At 71.6% G+C, this 22,186-nt stretch carries 16 protein-coding genes; 9 read left to right on the top strand and 7 right to left on the bottom strand.

Annotated features, from left to right (window positions below):
- The first annotated feature begins 7 nt into the window (after positions 1-7).
- Complete coding sequence (locus tag ACFWI9_RS14310; protein ID WP_387161811.1) at positions 8-5,053, top strand: hypothetical protein; 5,046 nt, start codon at positions 8-10, stop codon at positions 5,051-5,053.
- A 60-nt stretch (positions 5,054-5,113) separates the two neighbouring features.
- Here the strand turns inward: ACFWI9_RS14310 and ACFWI9_RS14315 are convergent, their stop codons facing one another.
- Positions 5,114-5,536, bottom strand: coding sequence for a hypothetical protein (locus ACFWI9_RS14315; protein ID WP_387161813.1), 423 nt, complete (start codon positions 5,534-5,536; stop codon positions 5,114-5,116).
- A 541-nt stretch (positions 5,537-6,077) separates the two neighbouring features.
- On the opposite strand from ACFWI9_RS14315, the gene ACFWI9_RS14320 reads away from it, so the two are divergent.
- Genes ACFWI9_RS14320 through ACFWI9_RS14335 form a run of 4 tightly spaced genes read left to right on the top strand, consistent with a single transcriptional unit; the run spans position 6,078 to position 10,462 of the window.
- Complete coding sequence (locus ACFWI9_RS14320; protein ID WP_387161836.1) at positions 6,078-8,960, top strand: nitrate- and nitrite sensing domain-containing protein; 2,883 nt, start codon at positions 6,078-6,080, stop codon at positions 8,958-8,960.
- Positions 8,957-9,391 (top strand): roadblock/LC7 domain-containing protein, encoded by a 435-nt coding sequence (locus ACFWI9_RS14325; protein WP_387161815.1) that lies wholly within the window; start codon positions 8,957-8,959, stop codon positions 9,389-9,391. The genes ACFWI9_RS14320 and ACFWI9_RS14325 overlap by 4 nt, the downstream gene beginning before the upstream one ends.
- A gap of 11 nt (positions 9,392-9,402) precedes the next feature.
- The gene (locus ACFWI9_RS14330; protein WP_387161816.1) at positions 9,403-9,870 is read left to right on the top strand and encodes a DUF742 domain-containing protein; all 468 of its coding nucleotides are present in this window, start codon (positions 9,403-9,405) and stop codon (positions 9,868-9,870) included.
- Positions 9,851-10,462, top strand: coding sequence for an ATP/GTP-binding protein (locus ACFWI9_RS14335; RefSeq protein WP_387161818.1), 612 nt, complete (start codon positions 9,851-9,853; stop codon positions 10,460-10,462). The genes ACFWI9_RS14330 and ACFWI9_RS14335 overlap by 20 nt, the downstream gene beginning before the upstream one ends.
- 55 nt (positions 10,463-10,517) lie before the next feature.
- Here ACFWI9_RS14335 and ACFWI9_RS14340 read toward each other — a convergent pair whose 3' ends face one another.
- A complete protein-coding gene (locus ACFWI9_RS14340) occupies positions 10,518-11,708 on the bottom strand; it encodes a lipid-transfer protein (protein WP_387161837.1) in 1,191 nt (396 codons plus the stop codon).
- A complete protein-coding gene (locus tag ACFWI9_RS14345; RefSeq protein WP_387161820.1) occupies positions 11,705-12,181 on the bottom strand; it encodes a Zn-ribbon domain-containing OB-fold protein in 477 nt (158 codons plus the stop codon). Before ACFWI9_RS14345 ends, ACFWI9_RS14340 begins: the two co-directional genes overlap by 4 nt.
- Positions 12,182-12,314: 133 nt before the next feature.
- Here ACFWI9_RS14345 and ACFWI9_RS14350 point away from each other — a divergent pair, with 133 nt between their 5' ends.
- Together ACFWI9_RS14350 and ACFWI9_RS14355 are read left to right on the top strand one after the other, a co-directional pair.
- Positions 12,315-13,127, top strand: coding sequence for a M15 family metallopeptidase (locus ACFWI9_RS14350; RefSeq protein ID WP_387161822.1), 813 nt, complete (start codon positions 12,315-12,317; stop codon positions 13,125-13,127).
- 59 nt (positions 13,128-13,186) lie between these two features.
- Positions 13,187-13,723 (top strand): NUDIX domain-containing protein, encoded by a 537-nt coding sequence (locus ACFWI9_RS14355; RefSeq protein ID WP_387161840.1) that lies wholly within the window; start codon positions 13,187-13,189, stop codon positions 13,721-13,723.
- Here the strand turns inward: ACFWI9_RS14355 and ACFWI9_RS14360 are convergent.
- Positions 13,714-16,155 carry a TIM-barrel domain-containing protein gene (locus ACFWI9_RS14360; protein ID WP_387161824.1) on the bottom strand — a complete coding sequence of 814 codons (2,442 nt, stop codon included), beginning with the start codon at positions 16,153-16,155 and terminating at the stop codon, positions 13,714-13,716. The genes ACFWI9_RS14355 and ACFWI9_RS14360 overlap by 10 nt on opposite strands.
- Before the next feature lie 271 nt (positions 16,156-16,426).
- On the opposite strand from ACFWI9_RS14360, the gene ACFWI9_RS14365 reads away from it, so the two are divergent.
- Together ACFWI9_RS14365 and ACFWI9_RS14370 are read left to right on the top strand one after the other, a co-directional pair.
- Positions 16,427-18,415 carry an acetoacetate--CoA ligase gene (locus ACFWI9_RS14365; RefSeq protein ID WP_387161827.1) on the top strand — a complete coding sequence of 663 codons (1,989 nt, stop codon included), beginning with the start codon at positions 16,427-16,429 and terminating at the stop codon, positions 18,413-18,415.
- 95 nt (positions 18,416-18,510) lie between these two features.
- Positions 18,511-19,452, top strand: a complete 942-nt coding sequence (locus ACFWI9_RS14370; protein WP_387161829.1) for a hypothetical protein — start codon at positions 18,511-18,513, stop codon at positions 19,450-19,452.
- Positions 19,453-19,528: 76 nt separating this feature from the next.
- On the opposite strand, the gene ptsP is transcribed toward ACFWI9_RS14370, so the two are convergent.
- From ptsP to ACFWI9_RS14385, 3 genes are all read right to left on the bottom strand, one after another.
- Positions 19,529-21,199: a phosphoenolpyruvate--protein phosphotransferase gene (gene ptsP / locus ACFWI9_RS14375; protein WP_387161831.1), complete on the bottom strand. Its 1,671-nt coding sequence runs from the start codon at positions 21,197-21,199 to the stop codon at positions 19,529-19,531.
- A 1-nt stretch (position 21,200) separates the two neighbouring features.
- The gene (locus ACFWI9_RS14380) at positions 21,201-21,650 is read right to left on the bottom strand and encodes a PTS glucose transporter subunit IIA (RefSeq protein ID WP_387161834.1); all 450 of its coding nucleotides are present in this window, start codon (positions 21,648-21,650) and stop codon (positions 21,201-21,203) included.
- Positions 21,651-21,928: 278 nt separating this feature from the next.
- Positions 21,929-22,186: hypothetical protein (locus tag ACFWI9_RS14385; protein ID WP_387161835.1), on the bottom strand; the 258-nt coding region annotated here is incomplete at its 5' end.

Here is a 22,186-nt window from a genome sequence, read left to right on the forward strand (position 1 = left end):
CTCCGCCATGTACGAGCTGTCCCGGGTACGCCTCTACTCCATCGGGCCTGCCGGTGCTCGCTACGCCGACACCGTGCTGGACCTGCGAGGGGTCGGCGAGCCGGTGCCCGACCCGGCCCCCACCCAGGCCGAGTTCTTCGAAGAGGAGCCGGTCGGCCCGCCGCGCCGACCCGCGCCGGCGGGCGTCCTCTTCCTGGAGAACGGCGGCGGCAAGTCCGTACTGCTCAAACTGATCTTCTCGGTGATGCTGCCCGGCCACCGCAACACCCTGGGCGGCGCCAGCTCCGGCGTGCTGCGCAAGTTCCTGCTCGCAGACGACTGCGGCCATGTCGCCCTGGAGTGGCAGCACACCCTCACCGGCGAGCTGGTCGTTGTCGGCAAGGTCAGCGAGTGGCGCGGACGCCAGGTCTCCAACGACCCCCGCAAGTTCGCCGAGGCCTGGTACTCCTTCCGGCCGGGGCCCGGCCTCAGCCTGGACTCCCTGCCCGTGGCCGAGGCCGGCACGGTCCGCCCGGTGGCCGAGGGAGCCTCGGGCGCCCGAGGCCGCCGCCGCACCATGAAGGGCTTCCGGGACGCGATCACCGACGCGGCCAAGGCGTACCCGAACCTCGACGTGTACTGGGAGGAGATCCACGACCGCTGGAACGAGCACCTGGGGGACATCGGGCTCGACCCGGAGCTCTTCCGCTACCAGCGCGAGATGAACGCCGACGAAGGCGAGGCGGCCGGTCTCTTCGCGGTGAAGAAGGACTCCGACTTCACGGATCTGCTGCTGCGCGCCGTCACCGACACCCGCGACACCGACGGGCTCGCCGACCTGGTGAGCGGCTTCGGCAACAAGCTGGGACGGCGTGCCGAGCTGACCGCCGAGCGCGACTTCACGGCGGGCTCCGTGGACCTGCTCGGACGGATCGTGGAGGCGGCCGAGGTCCGGGCCCGGGCCCGGGACATCCACACGGGCGCCGAGCGCCGCACCCGCACACTCGCCCGCAGGCTCTCCGCCCGCGCGGGCACCGAACGCGCCCGCGCGGCCGAGCTCGCCCGCCAGGTCACTGCCGCCGCCCACACGGTCACCGGGGCCGAGCGAGAGCGCGGCCGCAGCGCCCTCATCGCGGCCGAACTGGCCTACCGGCACGCTTCGCTGGCGCTCGCCGCGGCCGAGAAGGCCGCCGCCGCGCAACGCCGCGAGCTGACCGACGCCCGCACTTTGCACTCCGCATGGCAGGCTGCCGAGGCGGTACTGCGGCACCGGGCCGCCGCGGACCGCTCCGCACGGGTGGCCGCCGCCATCCGTGAGGCCGAGCGGGACGCAGCCCCCGCGCTGGCCGCCCGCGGCAAGGCCGCCGCCGACCTCGTCCGCGCCCTCCACACCGCCGCCGCAGACGGCGAACGCCTCGCCGACGAAGAGGAGGAGCGCTCCGCGGCCCTCCAGGCCGCCGGAGAATCCGCCCACCGCGACGCCACCGCGGCCGCCACCGAGGCCCAGCGCGCCCGCAGCGAGGCTGGCCATCTGCGCCAGCGCCTCAGCGAGGTGGAACAGGAGATGGCGGAGGCAGTCCGCGCGGGCTGGCTGGACGACACGGCCCCGGACGCGGATCCCGCCCGCGCAGCCCTCGCCGCGAGCGACGCGGAGAAGACCGCGGTCGCCGCGTGGGACACGGCCCGCGACGCAGCCAGGTCCGCTGCCGACCGCGCCCGCGAGGCCGCCGCCACCGAAGCCCGTGCCGAGCTGGCCGCCGCCCGCGCGGCGGACGCGGCCCAGGCCGCCGAGCGTGCCCACGCGTCCGAGCGCCGCGCCGCCGCCTCCATCGCCGAGTCGGTACGACTCGGGGAACTGCTCAGCCTGCCGCCGGCGCCCGCGACCGCCGCCGTCCCAGGCCCTCGGCGCGCCGACGGCACACCCGGCGACGTGGCCGGACCCTCGCCCGCGTCCTCAGCACCCACCGGCGAGGGCCCTGCCCCCGCCGACGCCGGTGCGGTTCCGGGTGAGCGGTCGCCGGACGGAACGGAGGACGCCGGTCACACCACCGGCACGGGCGGGGCGGCGGGCGGGGCCGGTCCGGGCGGCGCTACGGGGCCGCTTGGGACCTCTGATGCCGGCGCTGACGCTGACGGCGGCCTGTCCGTTTCGCGAGCGGGCTCCGGCGCCGCGGCGGGAGGTGCCCCAAGCGCCCAGGGCTCCGCGCCCGGCCGGGACGGGGACGACGGCGACCCCAGCGACCGGCACCCCAGCGCCGCGGGCGGGCCCGCGCCCGCGCCCGCGCGACGCGACGCACGGCGGCAGCCACTGCGGGCCGCCGAAGGGCCGCTCAGTGCCGAGGAGCTGGACCGGTACGCGGACGAACTGCGCGCGCTGCTCGAACAGAGCGTCACCACCGCCGAGCGGCATCTCTTCGACCTCAGGACCGCCGCCGCGGACGACGCGCGCATCCTCGGCGCGCTCGGTGACGGAGGACTGCTGCCGCCGGGCCCCGATGTGCTGGCGACCGTGGAGTTCCTCGGCGAGCACGGCATCCCGGCCCTGCCGGGCTGGCGCTATCTCGCCCAGGCCGTCGATCCGGCCGACCACTCCGCGGTGCTCGCCGCGCGCCCCGAACTGGTCGACGGCGTCGTGATCACCGACCCCCTCTCGTACGTGCGGGCATGCGAGACCCTCTCCGGAGCCGCACTCCTGCCGCGTTCCGCCGTCGCCGTCGGCACCGCCGCCGCCCTGCTCGCTCCCGTACCCGGCCCGGGCGCGGGAGTGGACAGCCAGGTGTTCCTCGTCCCGCCGAACCCGGCCATGCACGACGAGCACGCTGCGGACGAGGAGCGCCAGGCCCTGCGCGCCCGGGCGGCGGCGCGCGACGAGGAGATCCGCGAGCTCGCGGGCCGCCTCGCGGAGGACCGGGCGCTCGCCGCGCGTATCGCGTCCTGGCGTGCGGACTGCCCGGCCGGGATGCTCGCCGATCTCGACGAAGCCGCGCAGCGGGCCGCGCAGGCCGCGGAGGCCGCCGAGCAGGAGCTCGCCGAAGCCCGGGTAGCACGGACCGAGGCCGACGATGCCGCAGGCGAGACCGCAGTCGTACGCGATGAGCGCCAGGAGGCCGCACAGCGCGCCCGCCGTGCCGCCGATGCCCTGGCCGGGCTGGCGTTCCGGCTGCGGGAGCGGGCCGGCTGGCAGTCGAAGCTGCGGGAACTCGCCGACGATGCCACCGAATCCGAGGCGCGGGCCGCCACCTGGCTGGAGCGGGCCCGAGCCGCGGACGAGGACCGCAGGGCCGCACAGCGCGCCGCCGACGACGCCCACCGCACCGCACGGGCGCTGCGCGCCGAGCGCGCCGAGATCGCCGGTGCCCCCGAGCAGCTCCCCGAGGCGGACCCCGACGCACCACGCGTCCCGCTGCCCGCGCTGCGCGAGGCCTACCGTGCCGCGTCCCAGCTCTACGAGAAGGTCGGCGTCGGTGCGGATCTACGGGCCGAGCAGGCCCGCGCCGAGAGTGACGAGAGCGCGGCACTGGGCGAGCTGGACCGCCTCAGCAACAAGGTCCGCACCAGGGCCGCCCAGTTGCTGGAAGGCACCGACGGTGCCGATGGACCATCCCGGCAGGCTGCGGCCGCCCGCGCCGAGGCCCTGGTACAGATGCTGGAGACACGGGCCTCCGAGGCGAGCGAGAAGCTCGGCCGGCTGCGCGGTGAGGCCGAACGCCTGGCCCCGGTCGACGGCGACGTCCACACCGAACTGCCCGAAGAACTGGTACCCGCCGACGCCGAGCGGGCCCAGACGCTGCTGCGCGCCGCGACATCCGAACTCGCCGCCCGCACGGAGGCGCTGGACAGCGCACGCGACCAGCACAGCGAGCTGCTGCGCGCCCATCGCGCCGCCGAGGACGCCGCGGGCGGCTTTGACGAGACCGCCGCGCTGCTGCGCGATCTCCTCCGGGAGCACCCGGACGAGGAGCAGGACGAGCCCGAGCCCTACCCGGGTGGCCTGGACGAGGCCCGGCATTCGGCCGCCGAGGCACGTCGTTCGCTGCGCGGCTGCTCATCCGACCTGACGGCCGCCGAGTCCGCCGTACGTGAGGCGAGCGACGTGCTGGTACGGCACGCCAACTCCTCCCGCTACGAGGCGGTTCGCACGCCCGCCCGCCAGCAGATCCGGGAACTGCCGGCTTCGGCCCTGCCCGAGCACGCGGCCAAGTGGGCGGACGCGTTCGCGCCGCGGCTGCGGGTGCTCACCGACGAACTCGCCCAGCTTGAGCGCAACCGTGATTCCATCGTGGACCGGCTGCGCGGTCTGGTGGAGTCCGCCCTCACCACGCTCCGTTCGGCACAGCGGCTGTCCCGGCTGCCGGAGGGGCTGGGGGAGTGGTCCGGCCAGGAGTTCCTCCGTATCCGGTTCGAGGAGCCCGACCAGGCGACTCTCGTCGAACGGCTCGGCGAGGTCATCGACGAGGCCACCCGGGCGGCGCTGAAGAAGAACTCCGATCTGCGCCGAGACGGGATGTCACTGCTGCTTCGGGGTGTGCAGGCCGCGCTTCAGCCGAAGGGCGTCGCCGTGGAGATCCTCAAGCCGGACGCGGTGCTGCGTGCCGAGCGGGTGCCGGTCGGGCAGATGGGAGACGTGTTCTCGGGTGGGCAGCTGCTCACCGCGGCGATCGCGCTGTACTGCACCATGGCCGCGCTGCGCAGCAACGACCGTGGCCGGGACAAGCACCGGCACGCGGGCACACTGTTCCTGGACAACCCCATCGGCCGGGCCAACGCCACCTATCTGCTGGAGCTCCAGCGCGCTGTCTCGGATGCTCTCGGCGTCCAACTGCTCTACACCACGGGGCTGTTCGACACGACTGCCCTCGCGGAGTTCCCGCTTGTCATCCGGTTGCGCAATGACGCGGACCTGCGGGCGGGACTGAAGTACATCAGTGTCGAAGAGCATCTGCGACCCGGGCTGCCGCAGCAGCGTACCGACGGCGAGGCCGTGCACGGCGAGATCACGGCCACCCGCATGTTCCGGCGCACACCGGAACAACGGGCAGACGCCGACGAGTCGAGGCGAGCCGTCGACCGGTAACGGCTGGGCGCCGGTCAGCCGGTGGACGCGGACCGCCCGGAACAGCCGGACCGGCGCCGGTCAGGCCTGAGACAGCCTGCCGCCCGCGCGCCCGCGCCGCCGTATCCGCGCGGCGGCCCGGGCGGCGGCGCGGGCCGTCCGCCTGGCTTGGCGGCGCTCACGGCGCAACTGCCGTGCCGTGCTGCTCGGTGCTGAGACCACGCCGTACCGCTGGTGCCACACCTGCCGGGTGACCCAGACATCCAACACGGCCCAGGTCGCCACGACCGTGCTGCCCACGCTGCTCAGCACCAGCGGGAACGCCAGCCACGAGCCTGTGACACTGAACAGGAACGCCATCACCGCCTGGGTCAGCGTCACCGCCGTCACGATCATGGCGCGCACTGCCGCGATCCGCACCGGATCCGGCATCCTCCTGTGCGTCAGCGGCTCCTCGACCCAGATGCTCCGCGGCGCACCCGACCTGTTGCCTCCTGTATTCATCGTTCGCGCTCACTCCCCACGGCTGTCCGACTAGAGGGTGGCTGCCCGGATCCGGCTCGGTTAGGCACGGGCTCTTCGGGCCCGTGCACCGGAACGCTTCCTGCTCGGAAATCCCCCGCAACGCCTGTTCAACTCCTGTTCCCTGTACGGAATGACGTACGAGACGCCGGAAAGATTCCCCACAGAGGGGAGGATTCCAGTCATCCACCAAGTAGCGGAACATTGGGTTCTACCTGGTGTCCTAGGCCACATCCGGGCAGCCCAACTCCTCGAATACCAGGACAAGCCATGATCAACACATCGTCACGCGGCCGAAAAAGGTCCGGACGCATCTTCGAGTTGTCACTCTGTCAGTAGTAGGCTCGCGCCGTTTCGTGACGCAGATCCACGTGCAGGCACGCGTTCGGTTCATGTCGCGGAGGCGCGCGGAACCACGCGAACGCACCCTGTCGCGCACGGACGCACGCCGACGCAGGCAGCCGTACGCGGACACAAGCAGAACCACCACCCGCCCGTCATGGGCGCTGATCTGGGGGAGGCCATGCGCTTTCGCGGGACGTCCATCCGCAGGAAGATCGTGGCCTTGCTGCTGGTGCCGCTCTTGTCGCTCACCGCACTCTGGGGATTCGCGACCGTCATCACCGGCCAGGAAGCCAGACAGCTCCTGGACATGAGCCGTGTCATCGACGACCTCGACACCCCGGTCGAGGACACGGTCCGCGCCATCCAGAACGAACGCCGTCTGACCCTCGTCTACCTGGCCGATCCGCGCGCTTCCAACAGCCTGCTGACCCTGCGCCGCCACCGTGCGGCCACCGACGCCGCCGTCTCGGCGCTGCGCGAGAGCGCGCAGGACTCCGACGCGCGCGACGTGATGCGTCCGGATGCGGCGCAGCGACTGGATTCGCTGCTCGATGCGTTCGACGGTCTCGACTCGCTGCGCAGCCACGTCGAGCAGAACTCCATCACCCGGGCCGACGCACTCGACTTCTACGGCGGACTCGTCGACCCCTGCTACACCTTCCTCACCTCACTCCACGCCCTCGAGGACGTGGACCTGGAGAAGCAGGGCCGTGCCCTCGTCGGCGTCTCCCGCGCCCGTGAACTGCTGTCCCGCGAGGACGCGTTGGTGACCTCCGCGCTGATCACCCGCAAGATCACCGCTGACGAGATCCGCGCTGTCACGGACCTGGTCGCCAACCGCGCTCTCCACTACAAGATCAGCCTGGAGTTTCTCCCCCCGTCCGAGAGTGAAGGCCTCGCGCGTTACTGGAGCGATCCGAACGCCCAAGCCCTGCGCGAAGCCGAGGAACGGCTGATCGCCGAGGGTCCCGGCAAGAACCCCCGGGCCGTCGACGCGCAGCGCTGGGAGGAGCTGAGCGCCCCGGTTCTCGGCGACCTGGCGCGGCTGAACACGGAGGCGGGCGAGCGTTACCAGCAACGGGTCCAGCCCGCCGCCTACAACGTGCTCCTGAAGGCCGGCATCGCCGGTGTGGTCGGTTTCCTGGCCCTGCTGATCTCCGTCGTCGTCTCCGTCCGGATCGGCCGTGACCTGGTGCGCTCACTGTCCAGGTTGCGCAAGGAAGCCCACGAGGTCTCAGGAGTCCGGCTGCCCAGCGTGATGCGCCGGCTCGCCGCGGGCGAGAGTGTGGATGTCGAGGCCGAGGCACCGCGCCTTGAGTACGGCACGGAGGAGCAGGGCGCCAAGGGTGCGAAGGACGAGATCCGCCAGGTCGGGCAGGCCCTGAACACCCTTCAGCGGGCCGCCGTCGAAGCCGCGGTCAAGCAGGCCGACGTGCGCCGCGGTGTCTCCGAGGTCTTCGTCAACCTCGCCCGCCGCAACCAGGTGCTGCTGCACCGCCAACTCAACCTCCTCGACGCCATGGAACGGCGCACGGAGGACACCGATGAGCTCGCGGACCTCTTCCGTCTCGACCACCTCACGACGCGTATGCGCCGACACGCCGAGGGCCTGGTGATCCTCTCCGGCGCCGCGCCCTCCCGGCAGTGGCGCAAGCCGGTCCAGCTCATGGACGTGGTCAGGGCCGCGGTCTCCGAGGTCGAGGACTACGAGCGGGTCGAGGTGCGCAGGCTGCCGCGGATCGGCGTGGCCGGCCCGGCCGTCGCCGACGTCACCCACCTGATCGCCGAACTGCTGGAGAACGCCACCGTCTTCTCACCGCCGCACACCGGAGTCCAGGTGCACGGCGAGCGCGTCGCCAACGGCTTCACGCTGGAGATCCACGACCGGGGCCTCGGCATGACCCCGGAGGCACTGCTGGACGCGAACCTGCGGCTGGCGGAGACCCCGGAGTTCGAGCTCTCCGACACCGACCGCCTCGGGTTGTTCGTGGTGAGCCGGCTCGCGCAGCGGCAGAACGTGCGGGTGTCGCTCCAGCCGTCCCCGTACGGCGGGACCACGGCGGTGGTCTTCATCCCTGCCACCCTGCTCACCGATGCCCCGGACACCGAGGGCACCGGATTCCGCCTTGACCGCAGGAACGACCGCCAGCCCGCCGGCGCGGCCCGTAACGACGCACGCCGCCGTACCGACGGCGGCAAGGTCACGGCGCTCTCGCGGGGGACCGCGGGCCGCACCGGTCCCGCAGTGCTCGACGGACCCGTCGAACTCGAAGCGCCAGTGGGCACCCTGGGTGACGACGACCGTTCGGCCATCACCGGCGGCGGCACGCACACGGGAACCGGCGCGGGTATCGGCACCGGAAGCGGCGACATCGAGGACACCGAGAGCGAGCGCGGCGGGCTGTTCAGCGCCCGCGGCTTCCTGCGGCCGTCCACCGGCGAGCAGCACCAGCAGACCGCGGATCAGCTCCCGCAGCGCCATCGCGCCGGGGGCCGGCATCCGGGAGGCCCGACCCCGCTGCCCCGGCGCAAGCCGCCGACGCTCGTCGCCGACCACGGGCGCAGGGTGGACGAGCCGGGGCGTATCCATCCGCCGTCCGGGTGGCCCGGGGATACGACCCCGAACAGGACGAACGGTCCCGCGACAGACCGGGCCCCGCGTCTGGGCCCGGTGAGGGAACAGCGTCAACCGTCCCCCTCTCCGGCCTCCCTGGCCCCCCAGCATCCGCCGGCCCCGGCCCCGGCCCCGGCCCCGGCGCCGACTCCGGCGACGGACCAGAACACGGTGTCGCTCGGCGGACTGCCACGTCGGGTACGCCAGGCCAGCCTCGCCCCGCAACTGCGCCGCGAAGCGGAACCGGGCGGCGGCACCGGCAACGGAGGCACCAGGACCGGACCGTCCGAAGGGGCGGCGCCGGACGTCGAACGGGACGCCGAGGAAGTACGCGACCGCATGGCCTCGTTGCAACGCGGCTGGCAGCGCGGACGTCGCCAGAACGCCGAGGACGCCGCCAGCGGCGGGCCGGCACAGGGAACCACATCGGAGGGGAACGGTCGATGACCGCACCGAACGCCGCAGCGAACGACATCACCAGGAGCAGCCAGCTCAACTGGCTCCTGGACGAGCTGGTCGACAGGGTCGGATCCATCCGCAAGGCGCTTGTGCTCTCCGGAGACGGCCTCGCGACCGGTTCGTCCAGGGACCTCACCCGTGAGGACAGCGAGCATCTGGCGGCGGTCGCCTCAGGTTTCCACAGCCTCGCCAAGGGTGTCGGGCGGCACTTCGACGCCGGAGCGGTCCGGCAGACCGTTGTCGAACTGGACGAGGCCTTCCTCTTCGTCACGGCGGCCGGTGACGGCAGCTGTCTCGCCGTGCTGTCCGACGCCGATTCCGATGTCGGCCAGGTCGCCTACGAGATGACACTGATGGTGAAGAGGGTGGGCGCCCACCTCGCCACGGCACCAAGGAGCGGGCTGACCCCCGGAGGGTGAGTGGAAATGAGATGAACGACGCCGGACAGCACATTCAGGGGCTCGGGAGACCCAGACCGCCCGAGTCGACCGCGGCAGGCGCCGAAACCCCGGAAGCGCGGCAGCGGCACCACTGGTTCGATCACGAAGCCGGACCAGTGGTACGTCCGTACGCGATGACCCGGGGCCGCACCAGCAGTACGACCCGCCACCGGCTCGATCTGATCGCGCTCGTCGTTCCCGAGCCGGGCGCGAACGATCCGGGCACGGACCAGATGCTGTCGCCCGAGCACGTCGACATCATCGAACTCTGCGGCACCGTCCCCCAGTCGATCGCCGAGCTCGCGGCCGGTCTTGATCTGCCCGTGGGCGTGGTCAGGGTCCTCGTCGGCGATCTTGTCGAGGACGCGCTGGTCCATGTAACCCGTCCCGTTCCACCGGCCGAGCTGCCGGACGTGAGCATTCTCCGCGAGGTGATCGATGGTCTTCGGGCGCTCTAGCCGTGAAGAGATACGGCGGCCGGTAGAGCCGGTGACCCTCAAGCTCCTGGTAGCGGGCGGCTTCGGGGTCGGCAAGACGACTCTCGTCAGCGCGGTCAGCGAGATCAAACCGCTGCGCACCGAGGAGACCCTGAGCGAGGCGGGACGTCCCGTGGACGATCTGGAGGGGGTGGAGTCGAAGAGGACCACCACCGTCGCCATGGACTTCGGCCGGATCACCCTGCGCGATGACCTGGTGCTCTATCTCTTCGGCACACCCGGCCAGGACCGCTTCTGGTTCCTCTGGGACGAGCTGGCCCAGGGCGCGCTCGGTGCCGTCGTGCTGGTGGACACCCGCCGTCTGGAGGACTCGTTCGCCGCTATCGACTACTTCGAGCGCCGGGGGATTCCCTTCACCATCGGCGTCAACTGCTTCGAGGACGCCGACCGCTTCCCCGCGGAGACCGTACGGGCGGCGCTCGACCTCGATCCCGAGGTGCCGCTGACGATGTGCGACGCACGTGACCGGGAGTCGGTCAAGGCGGTGCTGGTGTCGGTGGTCGAGCATGCCCTGGTCTGGTCCACGAGCCGGCCCGAGGCAGCCACGACGTGAGCGCCACGGCCGTACCTCCGCTGCTCGCGGAGGTACGGGCCCGAGGCGCGCGCGTTCAGCGTACGGCGACGACCGCCGAGCCGTGTCCGAACAGTCCCTGGTTCGCGGTGATCCCGGCCCGGGCCCCGGCCACCTGCCGATCGCCCGCCGCACCGCGCAACTGCCAGGTCAGCTCGCATACCTGGGCGATCGCCTGGGCAGGCACCGCCTCGCCGAAGGACGCGAGGCCGCCGCTCGGGTTCACCGGGATGCGCCCGCCGATGGCCGTCGCGCCCTCCCGCACCAGCTTGGCGGCCTCCCCGGCCGCGCACAGCCCGATGTCCTCGTACCACTCCAGCTCCAGTGCGGTGGACAGGTCGTAGACCTCGGCCAGCGACAGCTCGTCGGGCCCGAGCCCCGCCTCCTCGTACGCGGCACGGGCGATCGAGGCACGGAAGCCGAGCGCGGGTGGATCGACCGCCACGGCCGAGTCGGTGGCGATGTCAGGCAGATCGATTACGGTCCGGGGATACACGGGCGTCACGGTCGAGACGGCGCGGATCCGCACCGGGTCGGCGACCCCGTGCCGTCGGGCGTAGTCGAGGCTCGACAGGACGAGGGCCGCCCCTCCGTCCGATGTGGCGCAGATGTCCAGCAGACGCAGCGGATCGGCGACGACGGCCGACGCGGCGACATCCTCCGCGCTCACGGCCGTCCGGTAGCGGGCCAGCGGATTGAGCGCTCCCGCAGCCGCGTTCTTCACTTTGACCTGCGCGAAGTCCTCGAGAGTGTCGCCGTACAGCGCCATGCGGCGGCGGGCGAAGAGCCCGAAGTACGCCGGGTTCGTCGCCCCCAGCACCCGGAAGCGCAGCCAGTCCGGATCGTCCGGACGGTCGCCACCGGCAGGGGCGAAGAACCCCTTCGGAGCGGAGTCGGCCCCCACGACCAGCACCACATCCGCGAGCCCAGCCAGGATCTGGGCCCGGGCCGCGCCGATCGCCTGCGCCCCGGAGGCACACGCGGCGTACACACTGGTCACCCTGGCGCCCTGCCACCCCAGCGCCTGGGCGAACGTGGCCCCCGCGACGTAACCCGGATACCCGGCCCGTACGGTGTCCGCCCCGACCACCGACTGGATCTGCCGCCAGTCGACATCCGCGTCCGCCAGGGCGGCCCTGGCCGCGGCACTTCCGTACTCCACGAAACTCCGGCCCCATTTCCCCCATGGGTGCATCCCAGCGCCGAGAACTGCGATATCGCCGGTCATCGGGTACCCACCGGGCGCCACCACCAGGTCGTCCACACGGTCCGCTCGTCCTCGTTCAGGATCCCGGGTACCACTTCGACCTCCGTTCCGACCGCGAGATCGGCGACCGTCACCCCCGGAGCGGCCTGGCCGAGCACGACCATGCGTTCCTCGGCGAGTTCGACGGCGACGAGTGTGTACGGCCACCACTCCACCGCCGGGTCGGAGACATACGGCGCGGGTGGGCGGTAGCGCCCGTCCGTGTACGACCAGACCCGGCCGCTCTTGGACAGCGGCACCTCCACCAAGTCGCCGCCCCGGCATCCCGGATTGCGGCACGCGGTGTCCTCGCGTGGGAAGAACACCGAGGAGCAGGCCGTGCATCGGGTGCCGAGCAGCCGGAACGAGCGCCCGGCGGCCTCCTCATCCGAGCCGCCGTCGCCGTCCCCGCTCGTGAACCATCCAGCCACCACAGGTGTGCGTGTGCGTGCCACGGCCCGGTCCCTCCCCATGGACGTCCGATCCCGCTTCAAATCTGATGATGCGTCAGAAGTCTGTCATGGAAAGCCGCCCGCGGACAGGGCCCGGTTCCTGGTGCCGGCCTGCCGTTGCTGGTAGACGGTGCTCATGCCAGGACCCGCCTCAGCGTTCCGTGCCCTCGCCATCGTCGCGGCGGCCCTTCCCGTCCTTGCCGCCGCTCTCCCGCCGTCAGCGGCCTCAGCGGCCCCGGAAACCCGCGGGCCCCGGACGTTCGTCGCGCTCAGCACGGTCGACCCGACGATCATCCAGGACCTGCGCTACCCGACGGGGCACAACTTCGTCGGCGAACCCGTCGACGGCTATGACCAGCCGCTGTGCATCCTCACCCGACCCGCCGCCCTGGCCCTGCGCGATGCCCAGCGCCGGCTGCTGCGCCGCGGACACTCCCTCAAGGTCTACGACTGCTACCGCCCGCAACGCGCTGTCGACCACTTCGTTCGCTGGGCCGGGGATCTCGCCGATGAGCGGATGAAGCGGGAGTTCTATCCCCGAATCGACAAGTCGAGGCTGTTCGCGGACGGATACATCGCCGGGAAGTCCGGCCACAGCCGAGGCAGCACCGTCGACGTCACCCTGGTGAGGATGCCCGCGCACACCACCCGGCCGTATGTCACCGGAGAGCCGCTCACGCCGTGCCACGCACCCGAGGACGCACGCTTTCCCGACAACTCCCTCGACATGGGCACCGGATTCGACTGCTTCGACACCCTGTCGCACACCGGCGACCCGCGTATCCAGGGCCCCCAGCGCGCCAACCGGCAGTTCCTCAAGGAAACCCTCGCCGCGGCTGGATTCGTCAACCTTCCCGAGGAATGGTGGCACTTCACCCTCGCGGCCGAACCGTTCCCGGACACCTACCACGACTTCCCGGTGTCATGGATGTCCCTGATCCAGCCCTGAGAGCCCAACCACGCGTTACAGTCCCGGATGTGACCGAGCCTCGCGAGCCCCGAACGGCCATGTCCCGCACCACGCAGGGCAGCGCCACGCCCGTCCGGGACTCGCACTGCGCGAGCTGCGGGACCGGCTACCCGCAAGGCACCACCGGCTGGCCCCGCGCCTGCGGCCACTGCGGTGACACCGCCTACCGCAACCCACTCCCGGTCGCCGTCGCCCTCCTTCCGGCGACCACGGCACACGGCTCCGGACTTGTCGTCATCACCCGCACCATCGAGCCCCGGTGCGGAGAGATCGCGTTGCCGGGCGGATTCATCGACTACGCCGAGGACTGGCAGCGCGCCGTCGTCCGCGAGCTGCGCGAAGAGACCGGCATCGAAGCCGACGAACAGGACGTCCGGCTGGCCGACGCGCTCAGCTCACCCGGCGGCCATCTGCTTCTGTTCGGGCTGCTCCCGGAGCGGCGCGCGGACCAGCTGCCGTACTCCGCACCGACCGACGAGACCGAAGGGTGGCATCTGCTCCGCACCCCGGCCGAGCTCGCCTTCCCGTTGCACACGCTCGCCGTACGCCGCTGGTTCGCCGGCGACTACGCGTAGCCGGAGCCAAGCCGCCCTCTCAGCCGCACCGGCCGGCTCGCCGTCACCACCCCTTGCGCCGTCACAAGCTCCACCACCACCCGGTCACCTTCCAGCCGGGACGTGTACCGCTCCACTTCAGGCAGCTCCGCCTCAGGTCGCTCCACCTCAGACCGCCCCGTCTGTCGTCCCTCGCCCTCAGGCCGTGCGCCCTCAGCCCACGCGGACACCCCGCCGCAGTCCCCGACCACCAGCCCGCCGCCGGGGCGCCCCACCACCGGCGCCCACACCTCCAGCTCGACGCCGCCGTCCGCGCCACGCACCGGAATCACCGCACCCGCACGTGCCAGCACCGGAATCCGCGACAACGGCGCATCCAGCAGCACCTGCCCCGGCCCCTCGTGAGCCTGCCCCGTCACCGTGTCGTACCAGCGCCCGCGCGGCAGCCGCACCGCCCGCCGGTCCGCACCCCGCTCCAGCACCGGGGCCACCAGCAGCGCATCGCCCAGCAGAAACGCGTCCTCGCAGTCCCGCAGCGCACGGTCCCGCGGCGCGTTCCACCACAAGGGCCGCACATACGGCGCGCCGGTCAGCCGGGCCAGCTGCGCCAGGGTGACGAAATACGGGTGCAGCCGCTCCCGTTCCAGCAGCGCCGCCCTCGCATGGCTCAGCACCTCAGGACCGAACTCCCACGGCTCCCTGCGGCCCGCGTCGATCGCCGCGTGCGTTCGGAACAACGGAAGATACGCACCCAGCTGAAACCAGCGCAGATACAGCTCAGCCGACGGGCTCCCGTCGAAACCGCCCACATCAGGACCCGAATACGGCACCCCGCACAGACCCAGTCCGATCACCAGGGACAGCGACGCCCGTAGCCCCGGCCAGCCGGTCGACACATCCCCGGACCATGTACCGCCGTATCGCTGCATCCCCACCCAGCCGGAGCGCGAGAACAGAAACGGCCGCTCATCTGGCCGCAGCCGCCGCAGTCCCTCGTAGCCCGCCCGCGCCATCGCCAGCCCGTACACATTGTGGGCCTCGCGGTGGTCGCCTCCCCGCCCCTCCAACGCGTGCCGGGCCGAACGGGGCAACGTCGTATCGCCGAAGGCCGCGAAGGACACGGGCTCGTTCATGTCATGCCACACCCCCGCGAAGCCCTGCGCCAGACGTTCCGCGTAAAGCCCGCCCCACCATGCGCGCACCCGCGGCTCCGTGAAGTCCGGATACACGCACTCACCCGGCCACACCACACCGCGCACCCGCCTGCCCCGGGCGTCCCGTACGAAGGCGTCAGCCGCGGAACCGCTGTCGTACACCGCGTTCCCCGGCTCCGCCTTGACCGCGGGATCGACGATCGACACCAGCCTCACCCCCTCCCCGTCCAGGTCACGCGCGAGACCCGGCAGATCCGGGAAACGCTCGCTGTCCACGGTGAAGACGCGGTGGCCGTCGAAGTGGTCGATGTCGAGATGCAGCGCGGACAGCGGCAGCCCGCGCTCCCGGTAGCCCGCCACCACCCGGCGCACCTCCCGCTCACTGCCGAAGCCCCAGCGGGCGTGCTGCGGACCGAGCGCCCACGACGGGGGCAGTACGGGCGCGCCCGTGAGCCCCGTCCAGGTGCGCAGCAGACGCGGCGGCGTCCCCACCACCACCCAGCAGCGCAGTGGACCGCCACTCGCCCGGACCTCCACCGTGCCCGGCCGGTCGTGTCCCGATCCCGCTCCCTCTTCGCCCTCCCGCAGCACGACGCCGCCGTCCCACGTGGTGTCGTAGAACGCCAGATGCGCGCCCGCGTCCGCCACCACCATCTGCACCGGCATCGTGATGTAGAGCGGATCGTCACCCGGCCCGAAACCGCCCCCGGGATCCGTGTTCCACAACCGGTACGTACCGTCCCGCAGCCGCGGCCCCGACGCCCGCCCGCCAAGACCGAAGAACCGCGCGTCCGCGCACACCTCGGCGCGCTGCGACCAGCGCGCCGGGCCCCCCGCCACCGGCTCCCACCAGCGCGGCGGCAGCTCCCTGCGCAGCACCACGCCACCCGGAGTGCGGACCTCGACCGCCCCTTGGCGCGACACCGCCACGGTCACCCGCTGCGAAACGACCCGCCAGCCGCCGTCCTTGTCCGGCTCCAGCTCGGCGCGCGGATCCGCGGCCGGCGGAGTACCTGCCAACGCGTACGAGGGCTCCGGCTCCGCGCCGTCCCAGCCCCAGAACACACTGCCGTCCACCGCCACCCGCACCCTCAGCCGAGAGCGCGCGAACCGCACCACCCCGCCGCCCGGCAGCGGCTCCGCACCGACGCCCATGCCCGGCACCCGCGCCCGCTCGGCACCCCGGGGCGGCAGACCCCACGCGTCCGTACGTCTGCGGCGCCACGCCGAACGCACCGCCCGCAGACCCCGCACCGCGCCGAACACCTTCACAGAGCGCACCAGCTCCCGACCGTCCATGCGCGTCACCCTGCCATCCGCCAGGGCACCGGCGAGGCAGGTTCAACTCCCGTTCACCCACGTCGGGAGCACGCCGGCGGCACGCCGGGAGCGCACCACGCCCCCGTCCGCCACAGGCCCGCCAAAGTCGGGGGACCCTGGTGCGGAAGACGATCACATGGCATCGTCCCTGTCAGAACCAGCCGCGTCACGCGCACACCCATGCCCGTGCGCGGGAGACACGCCCACCACGCGTACACGCACGACAGACACAGCCGCCGGGAGCCGCCCCATGACCGCAAGCCCTGCCCCGCTCTGGCAGCCCGACGCCGACCGCGTCGCCGCAGCCCGGATCACCCGGTTCCAGGCCTGGGCCGCGGAGCGGTACGGAGCCCCGGCCGACGGCGGCTACGCGGCACTGCACCGCTGGTCCGTCGACGAACTGGAGACCTTCTGGCGGGCGGTCGCGGACTGGTTCGACGTACGGTTCTCCACCCCGTACGAGCAGGCTCTCGGCGACCGCTCCATGCCGGGCGCCCAGTGGTTCACCGGTGCCACCCTCAACTACGCCGAGCACGCGCTGCGCGCCGCCGAAGACCCCGCCCGCGCCCATGAACCGGCGCTGATCCATGTGGACGAGACCCAGGAAACGTCCCCGACCAGCTGGTCCGAGCTGCGCCGCCAGGTCGGCGCGCTCGCCGCGGAACTGCGCGCCCTCGGCGTACGGCCGGGCGATCGCGTCAGCGGCTATCTGCCCAACATCCCGCAGGCGGTGGCAGCGCTACTCGCCACCGCCGCCGTCGGCGCGGTCTGGACCTCCTGCGCTCCCGACTTCGGCGCCCGCAGCGTCCTGGACCGCTTCCAGCAGGTCGAGCCCGTCGTCCTGTTCACCGTCGACGGCTACCGCTACGGCGGCAAGGAACACGACCGCCGCGACACCGTCGCCGAACTGCGCCGCGAACTTCCCACCCTGCGCGCCGTCGTCCACATCCCCCTGCTCGGCAGCCCCGCCCCCGAAGGCGCCCTGTCCTGGGCTGACCTGGTCTCCACAGACGCCGAAGCCGGCGAACCAGCCGAACCGGTCTTCGAGCAGGTCCCGTTCGACCATCCCCTGTGGGTCCTCTACTCCTCCGGGACCACCGGCCTCCCCAAGGCCATCGTCCAGTCCCAGGGCGGCATCCTGCTCGAACACTTCAAGCAGCTCGGCCTGCACTGCGACCTCGGCCCCGAAGACCGCTTCTTCTGGTACACCTCCACCGGCTGGATGATGTGGAACTTCCTCGTCTCCGGCCTGCTCACCGGCACCACCGTCATCCTGTACGACGGCAGCCCCGGCTACCCCGACACCGGCGCCCAGTGGGGCATCGCCGAACGCACCGGCGCCACCCTCTTCGGCACATCGGCCGCCTATGTGATGGCCTGCCGCAAGGCCGGGGTACACCCGGGACGCGACCACGACCTCTCCCGCGTCCAGTGCGTCGCCACCACCGGCTCCCCCCTGCCCCCCGACGGCTTCCGCTGGCTCCACGACGAAGTCCGCGAAGACCTGTGGATCGCCTCCGTCAGCGGCGGCACCGACGTGTGCAGCTGCTTCGCCGGAGCCGTACCCACCCTCCCCGTCCACATCGGCGAACTCCAGGCCGCCTGCCTCGGCACCGACCTCCAGTCCTGGGACCCGCAGGGCAAACCCCTCACCGGCGAAGTCGGCGAGCTCGTCGTCACCAGCCCCATGCCCTCCATGCCGATCCACTTCTGGAACGACCCGGACGGCAGCCGGTACCGCGACAGCTACTTCGAGATGTACCCCGGTGTCTGGCGCCACGGCGACTGGATCACCATCACCGAGCACGGCTCTGTCGTCATCCACGGCCGCTCCGACTCCACCCTCAACCGCCAGGGCGTCCGCATGGGCTCCGCCGACATCTACGAAGCCGTCGAACGCCTCCCCGAGATCCGCGAGTCCCTCGTGATCGGCCTCGAAGAACCGAACGGCGGCTACTGGATGCCGCTATTCGTCCATCTCGCCCCCGGCGCCGCCCTGGACGACGACCTGCGCGAGCGCGTCAAGCGCACCATCCGCGAACAGCTCTCCCCGCGCCACGTCCCCGACGACATCATCGAAGTCCCCGCCATCCCGCACACCCTCACCGGCAAGCGGATCGAAGTCCCCGTCAAGCGCCTCCTCCAGGGCACACCCCTCGCCAAGGCGGTCAACCCCGGCTCAGTCGACGACATCGACCTCCTCCGGTTCTACGAGGAACTGGCCCGCACCCGCGCCTGACCACGGGTTCGGCCCGGTCCCACCCCGTTTGTCAGTGCTCGCGATTACGGTGAGTGAGCACTGATCAACGGATCTCACGGGGACCAGGGGGAACCATGCCCAGCACCGGACATCACCGGACCCAGAAGCGCCGCAGCCGCCACACGACCAAACCGCGCTCACCGCGGTCGCCGCGCCACGCACTGCGGCGCGACGTGCCGGCCACCGTCGGCCTGCTCGTGGACGAGCGGGACTTCACCGCCATGCGCCGCTACCGCAGTTTCACCTTCGCCGACCATCCCGACTATCTGCACCACGTCGAAGGCCTGCTCAGAGCACTCTCCCAGCAGGGCGGCCACACCTCCGTGGCACTCTTCGACCCGGAGGAGTTCGCCCACTACTGCACCGAGAGCGGCCTCGACCCGGACAGCTCCGCCAGCCGCAGCCGCTTCACGGCGGAGGTCGCCGCCATGGGACCCACCATCGCCTACACCGGACAGTCCATCGACCACCTCGTGCCCCTGCTCATCAACCACTCCGCCCGGCAGGCCACCTGGGAGTACGCGACCTCCCTGCTGAACGACCTGGGAGCCTGCGCGAGCTGCGGCGAGGACATCGGACGCGCCGCCTTCGACCAGGCCTCCGAGCTGCTGCTGAGAGTCCTCGAGTACGCGGGCCCCGGAGCGCACCACCTGGTGTGCAGTGTGCCCGTCGACGGCGAACAACTCGTGGCAGCCCTCGACGCCTTGACCGAACGTGCGAGTACGGCCGTATTCGACTCCTCCCAAGGAGCGGAGTTCGTCGCCGTACTCGCCGCGGGCCTCGCACTCGAAGGACCCGGCGGAGTGGTACTGCGGACCTGCACCGACGACGCCCCTGACCAGCTGCAGGGCTGGCGACTCCGGAGCGGCGAACTGCTCCCGCTGACCGCAAGCGAGGTCTTCAGCGCCTACTGCACGGACGCCCACACGGGGGAGCCGATCTCCCCGGATCCGGGAGCCGAGTACCGCGCAGGCTTCGACCTCGGCGACCCGCCAGGCAGCAGCCCACACGACTGAGGCGGAGAGGCAACGACACCCAGGGGCTCTCCGCCGACTGGCACGGGAGGCCCCTGGCCACCGCAGGACAGCCCGGCTACTCCCCGGACAGCACTCCCTGAGCCGCCGCCCGGGCCTCATCGGCACCATCCGCAGCCCTGGCCGCCGCCGCCGCACGCTCACACTGCGCCAGCGTGTACTTCGCCAGCGCCGCACGCACATAGGGGATCGACGCCGCGCCCATCGACAGAGAGGAGACACCCAGACCCGTGAGCACACACGCGAGCAGCGGATCCGACGCCGCCTCACCACACACCCCGCAGCTCTTGCCCTCGGCCCGGGCCGCCTCCGCCGCGACCGAGACCAGGTCGAGCAGCGCGGGCTGCCACGGGTCCTGGAGCCGCGACACCGCACCCACCTGCCGGTCAGCGGCGAACGTGTACTGCGCCAGGTCGTTGGTACCCAAGGACAGGAACTCCACTTCCCTGAGCACCGACCGCGCCCGCAAGGCAGCCGACGGGATCTCGACCATCACGCCGTACTTCGCCTCCAACCCCGCCTCACGGCACGCCCGCGCGAACGCCCGCGCATCGGCACGGTCCGCCACCATCGGCGCCATGACCTCCAGGTACACCGGCAGTCCCTCGGCAGCCTTGGACAGCGCCCTCAGCTGCGTCCGCAGCACCTCGGGGTGATCAAGCAGCGCGCGCAGCCCGCGCACGCCCAGCGCCGGATTCGGTTCATCGGACGGCGTCAGGAAGTCGAGCGGCTTGTCCGCGCCGGCATCCAGCACCCGCACGACCACCCGGCGCTCGGGGAACGCCTCCAACACCTGGCGGTACGCCTCGACCTGCCTCGCCTCCGACGGCGCCTCGGTGCTGTCGTCCAGGAACAGGAACTCCGTCCGGAACAGACCGACGCCCTCGGCCCCGGCCGCGACAGCCGCCGGCACATCGGCCGGTCCGCCGATATTGGCCAGCAGCGGCACCTTGTGCCCGTCGGAGGTCGCACCCGGGCCTGACGCCGCCCCCAGCGCCGCTTTGCGCTCGGCCGCCACCCGTGCCAGCTCCGCACGCTCGTCGGCACCGGGCTCCACGAAGACCTCGCCCGTGCTGCCGTCGACCGCGATGACCGTGCCCTCTCCCAACTCACAGGCCCCAGGCAGCGCCACCACCGCCGGCACCCCGAGTGCTCGCGCCAGAATCGCGCTGTGACTCGTCGGACCGCCTTCCTCGGTGACGAACCCCAGCACCAGACCGGGATCGAGCAGCGCCGTGTCAGCCGGCGCGAGATCCCGCGCGATCAGCACATACGGTTCGTCACTGTCCGGCACCCCCGGCATGGGCACACCCAGCAGTCGCGCCACGATCCGGTTGCGCACGTCATCGAGGTCAGCCACCCGTCCGGCCAGATACTCCCCGGCCCCGGCGAGCAGGGCCCGGTAGGCGGCGAGCGCGTCGTACACCGCCCGCTCGGCCGTACTGCCGACCGCGATCCGGCGTTCCACATCGGCCATCAGCTCGGGGTCCTGCGCCATCAGCGCCTGTGCCTCAAGCACGTGCTGAGCCTCGCCCCCGGCCAGATGCCCACGCGCGTTGAGGTCGGCAGCCACCGCCCTGACGGCCTGACGAGCCCGCCCCTGCTCGCGCTGCGCCTCCGCCACCGGAATCTGCTTCGCCGGCGGCTCCAGCACGGCTGTCCCCATATGCCGCACCTGCCCGATGGCCACCCCGTGGCTCACGCCGAGTCCCCGCAGCGTTGTCTCCATCTCAGCTCCAGCTGAACAATTCGTCGCCGATCTTCACGTCCCCATCCTCGCGGAGCCCGTCCAGGGACCCGGCGGCACCCTCAAGCGCCACCACGGGGCAGATGGGCGACTTGCCGGCCTGTTCGACCGCCTGCGGGTTCCAGCGGATGACCGCCTGGCCCCGGGCCACCGTGTCGCCCTTGTTGATGAGGAGCTCGAAGCCCGCTCCGTTGAGCTGCACGGTGTCGATGCCCAGATGGATCAGCACTCCGTGCCCTTCAGGGTCCACGACGACGAACGCGTGTGGGTGAAGGGATACGACGATGCCGTCCACGGGGGACACGACCTCGGAAAGCTCACGCGGGGGATCGATCGCCATTCCAGGACCGACCATCGCTCCGGAGAACACCGGATCGGGCACGGCGGCCAGGCCGATCGCCCGGCCGGGTAGCGGCGACGTCACGACTGTCATGGGGGCCTCCCAAGGTGGACGCGTGCTGCCTCCGAGCGTATGCCACCGGAAGTTCAGGTTCCGCCTGAGCGCCGGTAGTTGACGGTACCGATCGCACGTCGCAGGTCGATTTGCCTCACCCTCGGGCGGCATGTACTGTCGTAGATCTGCCTGGCCGCGAGCGCCACTACGAGCCCGTCGGTCGGCAGCACCTTTGAAGCTTGATCCTCGATGATCGAAACCACTGATCTGAAGCAGGTCGTACTTTGGTGCGCCCGCTTACTGATGAGTGTGGATGGTCAAAGGCCGGGGAAAAGGCTGATATGGTTTTGAACGCCGGAAAGGGAAATCGCGAAAGCGAAAGAACAGGAAGGCGGCCCGCTCCAGCGGGTGGCAGAAACGGAAAACGGATCTGCTAAGCTGGAAACACCGAAGGGAAGCGCCCGGAGGAAAGCCTCAGAGAATGTTCTGCGGGTGAGTACGAAGGAAGCGTCCGTTCCTTGAGAACTCAACAGCGTGCCAAAAATCAACGCCAGATTAGTTGATACCCCGTCCAT

Origin of the sequence: Streptomyces sp. NPDC127084, assembly GCF_042724175.1 — a bacterium.
Taxonomy (GTDB): Bacteria; Actinomycetota; Actinomycetes; order Streptomycetales; family Streptomycetaceae; genus Streptomyces.